This is a genomic window from Vibrio sp. B181a (assembly GCF_030248375.1).
Taxonomy (GTDB): Bacteria; Pseudomonadota; Gammaproteobacteria; order Enterobacterales; family Vibrionaceae; genus Vibrio; species Vibrio campbellii.
This window is the reverse complement of sequence record NZ_JAHGAD010000027.1, coordinates 138,797-151,339: the sequence shown is the minus strand read 5'-3', so window position 1 is coordinate 151,339 and position 12,543 is coordinate 138,797. Positions and strand designations below refer to the sequence as shown.

Annotated in this window: 13 protein-coding genes; 11 read left to right on the top strand and 2 right to left on the bottom strand. The window is 44.1% G+C overall.

Annotation, left to right across the window (positions count from 1 at the left end; genetic code table 11):
* Positions 1-2 precede the first annotated feature (2 nt).
* The 11 genes from KIO97_RS13890 (at position 3) to KIO97_RS13840 (ending at position 11,229) form a co-directional block, all read left to right on the top strand.
* Entirely contained in the window at positions 3-1,244 is a 1,242-nt protein-coding gene (locus tag KIO97_RS13890) for a P-loop NTPase (RefSeq protein WP_285383040.1), read from the top strand.
* Entirely contained in the window at positions 1,241-2,512 is a 1,272-nt protein-coding gene (locus KIO97_RS13885; RefSeq protein WP_005425931.1) for a CpaF family protein, read from the top strand. Before KIO97_RS13890 ends, KIO97_RS13885 begins: the two co-directional genes overlap by 4 nt.
* A 1-nt stretch (position 2,513) precedes the next feature.
* On the top strand, positions 2,514-3,416 hold the full coding sequence (locus KIO97_RS13880; RefSeq protein ID WP_005425870.1) for a type II secretion system F family protein: 903 nt from the start codon (positions 2,514-2,516) through the stop codon (positions 3,414-3,416).
* Entirely contained in the window at positions 3,413-4,255 is an 843-nt protein-coding gene (locus tag KIO97_RS13875; protein ID WP_005425863.1) for a type II secretion system F family protein, read from the top strand. Before KIO97_RS13880 ends, KIO97_RS13875 begins: the two co-directional genes overlap by 4 nt.
* A gap of 11 nt (positions 4,256-4,266) precedes the next feature.
* The gene (locus tag KIO97_RS13870; RefSeq protein ID WP_285383037.1) at positions 4,267-4,989 is read left to right on the top strand and encodes a tetratricopeptide repeat protein; all 723 of its coding nucleotides are present in this window, start codon (positions 4,267-4,269) and stop codon (positions 4,987-4,989) included.
* A 2-nt stretch (positions 4,990-4,991) separates the two neighbouring features.
* On the top strand, positions 4,992-5,474 hold the full coding sequence (locus tag KIO97_RS13865; RefSeq protein ID WP_228175815.1) for a TadE/TadG family type IV pilus assembly protein: 483 nt from the start codon (positions 4,992-4,994) through the stop codon (positions 5,472-5,474).
* On the top strand, positions 5,461-6,021 hold the full coding sequence (gene tadF, locus KIO97_RS13860) for a tight adherence pilus pseudopilin TadF (protein ID WP_045421221.1): 561 nt from the start codon (positions 5,461-5,463) through the stop codon (positions 6,019-6,021). Before KIO97_RS13865 ends, tadF begins: the two co-directional genes overlap by 14 nt.
* A gap of 4 nt (positions 6,022-6,025) precedes the next feature.
* Positions 6,026-7,573 carry a TadE/TadG family type IV pilus assembly protein gene (locus KIO97_RS13855; protein ID WP_285383034.1) on the top strand — a complete coding sequence of 516 codons (1,548 nt, stop codon included), beginning with the start codon at positions 6,026-6,028 and terminating at the stop codon, positions 7,571-7,573.
* An 8-nt stretch (positions 7,574-7,581) separates the two neighbouring features.
* A complete protein-coding gene (locus KIO97_RS13850) occupies positions 7,582-8,232 on the top strand; it encodes an OmpA family protein (protein WP_285383032.1) in 651 nt (216 codons plus the stop codon).
* 38 nt (positions 8,233-8,270) lie between these two features.
* Positions 8,271-9,743 carry a hypothetical protein gene (locus KIO97_RS13845; protein ID WP_285383030.1) on the top strand — a complete coding sequence of 491 codons (1,473 nt, stop codon included), beginning with the start codon at positions 8,271-8,273 and terminating at the stop codon, positions 9,741-9,743.
* A 223-nt stretch (positions 9,744-9,966) separates the two neighbouring features.
* Positions 9,967-11,229: an amidohydrolase family protein gene (locus KIO97_RS13840; protein WP_005425852.1), complete on the top strand. Its 1,263-nt coding sequence runs from the start codon at positions 9,967-9,969 to the stop codon at positions 11,227-11,229.
* A gap of 510 nt (positions 11,230-11,739) precedes the next feature.
* Here the strand turns inward: KIO97_RS13840 and KIO97_RS13835 are convergent.
* Entirely contained in the window at positions 11,740-11,901 is a 162-nt protein-coding gene (locus tag KIO97_RS13835; protein WP_167425325.1) for a hypothetical protein, read from the bottom strand.
* Between the two features lie 236 nt (positions 11,902-12,137).
* Positions 12,138-12,458, bottom strand: a complete 321-nt coding sequence (locus KIO97_RS13830) for a hypothetical protein (protein ID WP_005425905.1) — start codon at positions 12,456-12,458, stop codon at positions 12,138-12,140.
* Positions 12,459-12,543: the final 85 nt, after the last annotated feature.

Below are 12,543 nucleotides of genomic sequence, written 5' to 3'. Positions count from 1 at the left end.
TCATGTTTGATCTGACGAAAGCCCTAACGACCAAGGCAAAGCCCGCACCATCCACAACGACAGGGGTCGCTGGTTGTACGCTATTTTATCAATCACAAGAGTGTTTGAACCTAGTTCAAGAAGTGTTCCGTTTTGAAGGCTGGAATGATCCTGATTGCGTAAAAGCGAACTCGGGCTCAACCAAGCTGACAGAGCAACAAAGCAGTCACATCGTCATCCTTGAACTGAATGAATCCCGCAGCGTTGTTGAAGATGCTAAAGCGTTTGCCAGTAAAGTGCCAACTCATAAAGGGGTGGTCGTAATTGGCAAGGAAGACGCGATCTCGACGCTTCGTTCTCTCAAAGAGATGGGCTTTTATTACGTTTTTTGGCCAGTCAATAAACAAGAGTTTGCTGACTTCTTGAATCACGTGAATAAAAACCTCAAGACATTTTCTGGCGTAAGTCAGAAGCGTAAAGCAAAGCGTGTCGCGGTTGTTGGTTCGAAAGGCGGGGTTGGAGCATCCTTCATTACTACCGAGTTGAGTTCACTGCTCTCTACTCAAGGTAGCGATACGATTCTTGTCGACCATCAATATGCGGACACCAATATCGACGTTCTGCTGGGACTAAAAGACTTTAAATCCCGTGCCATAGACGAGTTCACTGCGCCATTGCATGAGATGGATGAGGAAGGAGCATTGAGCTACCTGTTCAATGCACGAAAAAATCTACGTGTGTTGGCGATTGATGGCGATATGAGCCAGAACGATATCCTCAACTACAACCAAACGCTTTGTGATCTATTAGCTCGTAATACCAACTTCATCATTGAAGATTTTTCTGGTGGTGTTGATTTTAAGGTTGAACCTCAACTCTTGGTAGAAAACTTTGATGTGGTTGTGTTGGTGCTTGATGCTTCTGTGTCGTCAACAAGAAGCGCAAAGCGACTGTTTGAAAAAATGGCCAACTTGCAGCTTACGCTATCGTCTCGTACTCGAGTCATCACCGTTGTGAACTACCATCGCCCGGAAAACGCTTATGTACTACAAAAGCCCGATCTACCTAAATACTTAGGTGCTTCTGTCGATCTGGAAGTCGATTATTGCAAATCATTGTCGCACATCATTATTGATGGGAAGCGAGCACACAAACATGACCGTAACATCAGTCGTTCTATGGAACAGCTGGTGAAGTTGATCAATGGTCAGCCTGTGACTCAAAAGGGCATGGGTTCTTGGTTGAAAAGGGTACGTGTTAAATGAGTTCTAACAAAGACTTATACCTCGCGTTTCGTGGTCAGATATTCGAAGCGCTAGACGCCGAAGCGGTTCAGAAAATGAGCCGCCGTGACCTCGAATCACAAATACAAGCCGCAGTTGATCTGTTAGCCAACAATTACCAGCGTCCGATCACGTCTATGATGAAGTCTGGGTTGGTGAAAAGCCTCATTGATGAGCTGTTTGGTTTGGGGCCATTACAACCATTAGTGGAAGATCAGTCGATCTCAGACATCATGGTGAACGGGCCGAATAACATCTTCTTCGAACGACACGGTAAGGTGCAAAAATCAGAAGTCTCGTTTGTCAATGAAGAGCAGTTATTGGCGATCGCAAAACGTATTGCATCGCGTGTTGGCAGACGTGTGGATGAGTTGTCTCCAACAGTTGATGCAAGGCTTGAAGACGGCAGTCGTGTAAACATCGTTATTCCACCGATTGCTCTGGACGGAACCTCAATTTCTATCCGTAAGTTCAGAGAGCAGAACATCGGCTTTGAAGATTTAATTGGCTTTGGTTCTATGTCACCAGACATGGCAAGAGTACTGATGATCGCTTCTCGCTGTCGAATGAACGTTCTTATTTCTGGCGGTACAGGCTCGGGTAAAACCACGTTACTCAACGCGCTATCTCAATACATTGCAGAAGATGAACGTATTGTCACGATTGAAGATGCAGCCGAACTGCGTTTGCAACAACCAAACTTGGTTCGATTAGAAACGCGAACTTCCAGCGTTGAACAAACTGGCGCGGTGAACCAGCGTGACTTGGTTATCAATGCGCTGCGTATGCGCCCGGACCGCATCATTCTTGGTGAGTGTCGTGGCTCTGAAGCATTTGAAATGCTGCAAGCGATGAACACCGGCCACGATGGTTCGATGTCGACGTTGCACGCCAATACACCACGTGATGCGATTGCTCGTGTTGAATCCATGGTCATGATGGCGAACCTAAACCAACCTCTTGATGCAATTCGAAGAACAATCGTCAGTGCGGTGCAAATGATTGTGCAGGTTAACCGACTGCGCGATGGTTCTCGTAAGATCACTAGCATCTCTGAAATCGTTGGGTTAGAGGGTGATAGCGTAGTGATGGAAGAGATCTACCGTTTCCGTTACGACGATACCCACTTTGGAGAAACCGTTAAAGGTGACTTTGTAACGAGTGGCATCATGCAACGATCTGAGCTTGTGAAAAAAGCCCAATTCTTCGGGCTTTATGATGAGCTGATGGCATCGTTTAAGGGGATATAGCATGCTTTGGCTCTCGCTTATCCTCTTTGCCTTCGTTCTGCTTTTAGTCCGAGATTCAAAGGTTAAAAAGGTCGATCAGTTTTTCAATATTGAAGAAGTTGAAGCGGAAAACTTCAACGCAATCAACGTTAAATCTCTGGTACGCAAACAAAGCTGGCAGAAGTTTAAAGAGTCGATCTCGCCAACTCTTAAAGTTTTGGGACCGCGTTCATCTCTTTATATCGCTCTGTACATTACAGGTAGCCTTATTGTCTCTTGGTACTTTGTCGTTAAGTTGCTCTTGATGTCCAGCATCTGGCTAACGCTAGGGTTGTCAGTGTTACTAACCTTGTTTGGTTACCGGTATTTGGTGACAAGAAGACGCAGAGACTTTGAAAACACTTTTCCAGATGCTCTGAATATTCTCATGAGTGCAGTTACGGCTGGTGACAGTTTAATGCAAGCCATCAGCTACGTTGGCGACGTGATGGATAACTCGATTGGTCGTGAATTCAAGTTGATGGGAGACCGACTGAAATTAGGTGAGTCTCCTGAGGTTGTATTGCAGCGTTCGTGTAAAAACTACCCATATCCGGAATTTCTGTTCTTTACCGTAACACTAAGAGCAAACATTGCTCGAGGCGGCCAGTTAAAAGGCGTGTTAGCAAGGCTTATTCGCGTACTCGTAGATGCCAGAACGCTAGAGAAAAAGAAAATGGCGATGACCTCGGAAGCAAGAATCTCGGCCAAGATCGTTGCAGCGATTCCGTTGATTTTCATGATCATCCTTAACTACGTAAACCCAGATAACGTGAATTTTGTTTTGTATGACCCATCTGGCCGACTCGTGCTGTTTTATGTTCTTGGCAGTGAGTTCTTCGGGTTATTTATTGTTTGGCTGTTGGTAAGAGGTGTGCGCGCATGATGCTATTGACTGCTCTTATTGTGCTGTTCGTATCGTTACTTTTTCTGATATTCGATTCACTTCGTACAGAACAAAGACGCAAGAAGATTGCGTTATATGTAGGGGGGAATGCGCATCGTTCGCCATCTCGTGTTAATCGATTTTTTGTTCGTTTTGGTAAAGAACACCGCCAAGAATTAGAACAGAAAATGATAGAGGCCGGCTACTACAACACGGAGTGGGCGAAGTTTTACTTTCCTGCCAAATTGTTGGTACTGGGCTTGGTGTCAGGGTTTGTGTTGCTGTCGGACATGACACAGAGCAACCAACTTATCGTCATTACTTTCACGCTTATTGCTGTGATTGTTGGCCCAGACTCGTTGCTTCAAATGCGCCGCAAGATCTTGATTAGAAAGACGTCTGCTCAACTACCATATCTGTTAGACATGATGTCCGTTTGTGTTCAAACCGGTATGACGATAGAGGCTGCATTAGTTTACCTCGGAAAAGAATTGGCCGAGTTTGATTCAGACCTTTGTTATCAAATCAAACGCACATCGGACTCCGCGAAAATACATGGCCTAGAAAAGGCGTTAAACGATCTTAGTGAGCGTATACCAACGCCACCGATACGAAGCTTTGTGCTGACCATTATTCAAAACCTGCAATACGGTACGTCTGTGGCTCAAGTATTGAGTGATCTCGCGGAGGACATGCGAAAAGTTCAAATTCTTACTGTGGAAGAAAAGGTCGGAAAACTCTCTGCGAAGATGAGTGTGCCTTTGATCCTTTTCATCATGTTTCCAATCGTGATTCTGATTCTCGCACCGGGAATCATGCAGATGACGCTAAATATATAGAGGAATAACCAGTGATTGGAAAACGTATTTCTATTGTATTGCTTACGTTGGGCATTTTGGCGGGCTGTCAGTCGACCTCTTCGCAACAGAGCCAGGTACAAGACGACGTCACTAACATGGAAAAAGTGAAAAACTACGACGGCTTAATCAGCCATTACAAATCCATGTTAGAGCAAGGTTCTCAAGATCCACAAGTAAAGGAAAAATTGGCGTGGGCGTATTTCCATAAAGGGGATATTGAATCGGCCAATTTCTATGTTCAGCATCTACAAAAAGAAGGCGTTGAAACGCCAAGCTTGTATCAGCTAGCGGGACAAGTATTTGATGCTAAGAACGACATGGCTAGTGCGATCTCGGCCTATTTGTCTTCCATCAAGTCTGGCAACTCATCAGGGCAAGTGCATGTTTTGCTTGCGGTGTCCTATACCAAAGCAGGCCAATACGATGCTGCTTATCAAGAATTGAATAATGCCCGTTTGCGTGGTTATGACGATGTCGTAATCAAAAACAACATCGCGATGATTCACATGGCTAATGGTGAATACGAACAGGCAATAGCAATGCTCACGCCAGTTTTAAAAGACAATCCGGCAAATAAAGTAGTTAAGGCAAATCTAGCCATCGCCTTGATTAAAACGCAACAAGTGAATGCAGCCAGAAAGCTGCTCAAGGGTGATTTCTCAGACCAAGAGATTCTGAACATTACCACAGAATTAACTCAAGTTAGGGGTTAATGATGAGAAGTTTTAATAGGCAGAAAGGAGTGACGGCGATTGAGTTTGTCATGGGTGCGCTCATTTTGTTTTTTGCTACTTTCGCGATTTTTGAGTCGAGTTACCAAATCTACGTTGTGAATATGACGGAATACTCGCTTCGAGAAACCATCAGAAATACCAAAATTCATGAAGGTAAAGGGGTCAACAAGCAGTACGAGGACAAATTCAAATCCTTGATCGAAGACGATGAGAACTTGTGGCATTTTTTAATTGATAGCTCGCGATTTTCTATTAAAGGTCGTTACTACCAAACCTACGACGATTTTATTCGAGATAGGGGGCATTCCGGCCAAGCCTTGAGTTTCAATTATGACCTCGCAGAGATCACCGTGACTTACCGTTATTCGCCGGTACTGAAACTATCAGGCGCTTCAGACAGAGATATATCGAGCACTATGGTTCTGAACTTAGAACATGAGGGGTGGAAAGATGACACTCCGTAAACGAACCGCATTGGCGATTAAATACCAAAAGGGCTCATTTATGATTGAGCTAGTTTTTGTTCTTACTGCGTTATGGGGCGTGTATCTGTTTGGTGCTGACCTGAGTCATCAGTTGTTCGTGCGTGCCAAGCTTGATCGATCCAGTTTCGCTTTGGTCAATGTTATTAAAGAGCGCACCCGTTATTTCGATGCGGACGTGCTGGCAGGGAAGAACTTATCGGTGACCAACGCTGATCTAAAGGACCTAGCGGAAGTGGCAGGCCGAATGTTAGATATGCCACCAGAGGATGTCGCGATAAGAATAGAGTCCCTAACTAACAAGACGAACCTCGCAGTGTTTACGAGTAGCAAATTCAAAAGCCTAAATTGCAAAACCGAATCTATTCGTTCCTACGCGGAGTTGGCGCCAGTCGAAAACGCGGTTGTGTTCCCATTATATCGAGTCAGTTTGTGTGAAGAGCAGACCTCTTGGTTTAAACCCTTCTTTAACGGCGGTAAAAGCACGACAGTTGCTATTACCTCCTCTTCAATAATGCCGGGGAGATAATGATATGAAAACTCAGCAATATCAGTATCGAAGTGTACACAGGCAGAAAGGCGTGGCTGCAGTCTGGATGGGCTTATTGCTTGTACCCATTATGGGATTCACCTTTTGGGCCGTTGAAGGGACTCGTTACGTGCAAGAGACCAGCCGGTTAAGAGATTCGGCCGAGGCCGCAGCTATGGCGGTGACTATTGAGGATCAAGCAGGCTCAGCTAGCACATTGGCTGCGAAATACGTAGAAAGCTACGTACGAGACATTAAATCGATGAACGTTTCTGCTCAGCGTTATTACCAAGCCGCAGACGATAGAGCAGGCGTGCTGGAATATATTCAATACACGGTGAATGCAAAAACGACACACGATTCTTGGTTCGCGAGTAGCTTTATTCCCTCATTTGATAAACAGCAAGATTTAGCGGGACGTTCGCTGGCTAGGAAATACCCGGCTTATCTTGCAGACAACAATATTGACATTGTATTTGTGTCCGATTTCTCAGGTTCGATGAAAGACAAGTGGGGATCCAATCGACATAAAAAAATCGATGATTTGAAAACAGCGATTAGTCAAATATCGAATAACATCCTTTGTACATCAACTCGTCAAGAGTATGTTGATGGAGAGTGGAAAGACGTTTGTGATGAGCCAGGAGAAGATACAACCAGCGATAAACTGCTTAATCGTGTTGGCTTCGTACCATATAACGTAAGAACCAGAGAAATCATAGGCTGGAATCAAGCGAATACGACCAGTCAGCTCAATTATACCAATGGCTATAATACCCACCTATCTCCTTATACTTACAACGACATAGACTGGGATTATTGGAGTAGATTTTCGCAAAATCATGTGATCAATTGTGCTAACAATCAAATTTTTTGTCCTAGCCCCGGTTGGAATGACCAACAATACGCTAGACGAATTGCAGACGTAATCCGCTTAGATCAATACCAAGTTGCAGATGTATACAACTATGTCGATTTACCTTCCTCGGTATCGACGATGTTTACCGATAAGTCAGCACGTCGGTCGAATTATTATGGTGTTAATCAGAGCCAACTCTTTAATGGGCATGGAAGGAATGATTCGAGGCAATTCTACAATCTTCGTCTAACGAACAAATTGTCTGACTTAAATCCCATCAATGCTATGTGGGCAGATGGTGGCACTGCCGCTTTTCAAGGCATCTTGAGAGGGGCCCAGATCCTACATGAAGGTGATCCAAACAGTTCCGACCAAGAAGAGCAGCAAGCGTACAACAAGAAAATCAAAATGCTGCTGATTTTAAGTGATGGTCAGGAAAGTCCAGACAACGGCATCCTCAAAGGTCTTGTGGACTGGGGGATGTGTGACAAAGCAAGGCAAGAGATTCCGGGTTTATACATAGGGGTTATTGGTATCGACTTTCGCGCGTCTCAACAAAGTGGTTTTCAAGACTGCGTTGTTGACCCTCGTGAAGATATTATTGATGTCTCTAATCTAGACGAATTAATTGAAAAGATTGAAGAACTTATCCGCAAAGGCTCAAAAACAAGCGGAATAACTAAGTTGTACTAGAGGAAAATATGAAGAAGTTAGTCATTGGTGCAGTCGCTCTATCAACGCTGCCATTTAGCGTTGCCATTAAGGCGGAGGAAGGACTTAACGTCTATTGCGACAACACATTCAGCGAGTATCAACATAGTGTGAGTGTGGATGATGCCGTTGGGATTGCTCAACATCGACAGGGCTTTCTACAAATCGAACAACAGTCCGAAAGTAGCAAACTCAGACAGCGCCTAGCGGAGGAGTCAAAGCTAGGTTTGGATAAGTCTGGGTGTATGACTTGGATCAGTAACCAAAATAACCATCAACAAAGCGACGGTTTGGTTGCGCGTCTGCATTTTGGTTTTGATCAATCCAGCCTAACTCCTATGGGCAATAAAGCGCTAACCCAATTAGCGTCGTCTTTAAGCGAAGGTGATAGCCCAATTACAGTAGAAGGTCATACCGACAGCAAAGGTTCTGAAGGTTACAACCAAGAACTGGGACTGCAAAGAGCCTTAACAACGTCCAAAGTTTTGAGTACTGATGGCGTGGAGAGAACTCGCATTGTCGTTCGTTCATTAGGTGAAACCCAGCCTATCGCATCTAATTCAACGGTAGAGGGAAGAGCGCAAAACAGACGATCAGAAGTATGGGTTTCAAAAAACGACTCAGTGAAAACTGAAGATTAGGATTCAATCACAACGCTTCATCTTGCTAACGAAGTGGGGTGAAGCGTCAAAAGAGTGGTGTGTTGGTGGGACAAATTGGTGTGGCAGTGGGTAAATCTAAAACGATAATAGCGATAATGGTAGGGGTAGCGTGGAGTGGTGTGGCCTCTGCTTCAGAGCTGATTAACTTTAACGAGCAAGATAAACTAAACAGTATTAATGCTACGTACGAACAAGAGTATAAAGCGCTCAATATTGACGAAACTATCTCGCATTACAACAAGTTAAGTGCTGAGATCGAGTCGACCAAGATCAATTTGGCCAATAACGTCGAGATGATCAAATCGGATTCAAATCGTTTAAAAGATAAGTTAGTCGATGGCGTTTACGATGACTCGCTCATTCTCACTTTGCGTAATATGTCTGCCAAAGTGAACACCATGAAGAAGGAAATCGAAACGGCAGGGAAGTTGCTCGTTGAGACCAAACACCAGCTTTCAGAAGATCAACAGGCTGCCAGTCAGATAGAACGAGTGAAAAATGACGCACTTCTCGTCCTCTACGAGAAGATCAAAGCTCGTCATTTGGATGAATCGAAACGCATCCTTCATGACTCCTACGATGGTAATTTGCAGTGTAACGTCGCTGAGAGTTTGTCGACCTGTGTGAACAGAAACCTTCCTTCCATTAAGAACGCCTTCGTACTGAGTAAAGGCGGCTTGTCACGCATTCAACTCACGAGTTTTAGAGTGGTGGATGCAAACCAAAGATTAAATGGTGACTTGTCTTTTACTGCAGACGCGAGCTACAAATACGCCTACAGTGCAAATACAGAAGTAGAGCTTAGACAGGCGTTAAACTTAGATAGAGTGCGCTTTGTGTTTCGTTCAAACTCAAAAAATACGGTCTTCTACATCAACGATCAAGAAGTCGGTAGTGGTGAAAGCGTCGATGTAACGGGCAATTACGTTGGGATTTATAGTGTGCGTGCAGTGAATAAAGATAAAACCCAGTCGCTTAAACTCAACCTTAAGAATGGCGGTGATTATTTCTTTCCATTTTCAAAAAAGGCGAATCCAGCGCAAACGGCCCCGGCCAATTTAATTGCCGAAGAATCGAAGAGTACGCATAGCGGCCAGAGTGATGCTCAAACCAAGACAAAGTTTTCTGAGAGCCTGTTGCCTTCTCGAGCAGTGGCGGAACTGAATACGACTAAAGCGCAAGATGTGAAACGTTATGCCAACAAGGTGCTCTACAAAGACGAAGCATTCACCTATTTATTACCTAAATTCAAAGGAAACCAAAAGTCTCATGACATTTTCTTGAATCGTGAAGAGGCGTCGCAATACTGTGAGCGTTTGTCCTCAAGTTTGCCGAGTAAAGCGGCTTATGAGTATTTGGAACAGTATGCCAACCTCGCTGACGGAGATTATTGGACTGAACAAGGAAAAGTCTATTCATCGGTAAAACACCAAGAGCTAGATAAAGCGTTTGATAAGAACAAGCTCATTTGTATGGTGAGTATGAACTAAACGATATAGACCATAGACGATCGTTACCAAGAGCCACAGTTTGTGGCTCTTTTTATACCTTTATACCCTACGGATCATAGCCTGAAGTAATTAGCTGTTTGTTTATTGGCTCAGAAACGTGCTTAGATCTTGAATATTCAGCTGTCGTGAAATGGCAATTCTAATCCCGAGTTACTCGATATGATGCACCTGTATTGAGACAACTGACTCGGAGATAGAAACCATGAGTATCGTAATTAAAAATGCAAACGTGTTTAACGGTGTGGATGAGCAACTTCTGAAGAACGTGGACCTTCTGATTGAAAACAACTTAATCACACAAATCGGGAAAGTGGATGACTCGAAGGCTGAGCAAATCATTGATGCAGAGGGCAAAACGGTGATGCCAGGTCTGATTGATGCGCACGTACACATCACGCTTTCAGCTGGCTTTAATGAACTGGATGGCATGACTCGCGAAGAGATTGCGATTCGTTCCGCGAGAATTTCAGAAGAAATGTTGATGCGTGGTTTTACTACCATCCGTGATGTTGCTGGCAATACATTAGGTTTGAAGAACAGCATCGATAAAGGTTATGCCAAAGGTCCCAGAATTTTGCCTTGTATGGCGGCGATCTCGCAAACTTGTGGTCACTCAGACTACCGTCAAAACCAAGCGCAAGAACGTCTAACGAACGGTCATGAAGACTCCCCACTAATGAAGACGGGCGCATTTAAAGTCGCGGATGGCCGTGCAGAAGTGTTGAAAGCGGTTCGAGAGCAGTTGTTTATGGGCGCATCTCAAATCAAAGTGATGGCGGGGGGCGGTGCATCTTCGACATTTGACCCTTTGGACACGCTGCAATACACGTTAGATGAGATGAAAGCGGCGGTAGAAGCGGCAAGCGACTATGGTACCTATGTGGCGGCTCATATTCACACAGCACCAGCGATGAAACGAGCAGCAGAAGCGGGCGTCATGTCCTTTGAGCACGCTACTATTATGGACGATGAAATCGCCCAAATTGTAAAAGAGAAAGGCATCTGGCTGGTTCCTTCATACTTCACGTCATCATTGATTGCAGAACGTAAGATCCCGTTGCCAAACGAAGAGACTTACCGTAAGACAGAGCGCGTTGGTAAGGCAATGTTTAAGTCTGCTGAGCTTATCAAGAAATACGATATTCAAAACCTAGCGTTTGGTACCGACTGTGTTGGTAAAGCAAACGTGCATGAAAGTCAGATGCAAGAGCTTGGTGCGATTGAAAAAACATTCGACACAATTACAGCGCTGCGCATGGCAACTTCAAACTGTGGTCGTCTATTTGAATTGTCGACTTACAAACACCCATATCAAGAAGGCAAATTAGGTCAAATTGTGGAAGGTGCGTATGCAGATTTGCTTATCGTCGATGGGAATCCACTAGAAGGTGTCGATTGCGTGATGCAGGATGAGACCAAGAAAGTCATCATGAAAGACGGTGTTGTGTATAAGAACACACTATAGGCTAAACAACTCATTACCAAAGGCGCTCACTGAGCGCCTTTTTTGCATCTTAGGAAAAGAGCAGGTGTCATTTTTCAAAAGCGTTATTGGCTAGTCAATGGATTCGTTCCACGCCTTTGAATCTTTTCGACAACATCCCTCGTGTGAAACCATAGTGCCCCTTTTAAACTCATTCGTAGTGGCTATCGAGAGCGCCTCAATGTTCTTCTCACATTGAGTTTAGTTGTGTTCTACCACGGTAGTGTAGGAGGTAGAACACCTTAAATTAAACGGTATAGGAGGAATAAAGAGGCACAGATTTCATCTCTCAGAACGAAGTCGTTACTGGCTGGTTATTAGATGGCAGGCGTAAAGAAAAAGATAGGGGAACGAGAAGGAGATACCCAAGCATTTTAAGGTTACTTGGGTAAAGAATAAAAGGATTGAATGCAATACACGGCGAACAAAAAACGCGCCTTAAATAAGGCGCGGTTCGGACTAAAAAGCTTTTGGTTAAAGGGCTTACACGATTTACTTCATCACATAGCGATAGGTTTTGATTACCAACCAGCTAAAGGCCTTGATTAGCGCCTTTACGGTTTTAAAAGCAGCTTTACCAACCGTTATCATCAATTCGCCAGCAACGGTAAGGCAGGTGTGTAAATCAGTTTTTTTGAACTCTGTGTAAGTCATGTTGGTCTCTCATTTTTAAGTGGGGGACTCCTGTCGCTTAATGCATACCCTGTAGCGATATAGTAGGAATAAGAGGGGGTAAGGACTTACCATTTAGCGCCATCTTTAGTGTAAAGATAGCGAAATGATATCGATTGGGTTGGTCACTGATAGATAGGTTGATTCTGTGATGAGTGGGTTATAGATACAAAAAAACCACCACTAAACAGTGATGGCTTTGTAGTATTTTGGTATTACTAGTATTTCACAAACAACATTTTTCTTAAGCTGTTGCAACGAGATCTATCCAACGGATCACCTAGGTAATCTCCGTCTTCAGCGGCTTTCTTCATTACCAGCGCTCTTGCGCGGTCACCACTATCCAGATCTTGATACTCTTCCAAGGTTTTCAGCTTGAGCAAGCGATATTTTGATTTGTCTTTGCTAGATGCAATGTGATCGTAACAGTAACTCATTGCACCTGCGTTCGCACCAATCTTGCTAGCGTCTGTAATCGCGTATGCGTTAAAGCCAATCGTGCTCGTCAATAAAATTAAAAGGGCATTGCGTGCTTTCATTTCTCTTTCCTAATTCAAACAAGTTGATAAGTAAGATAAAGGGGAATGACTTTCAAAAATTGCCATTAAACGACATTAGTTTTTA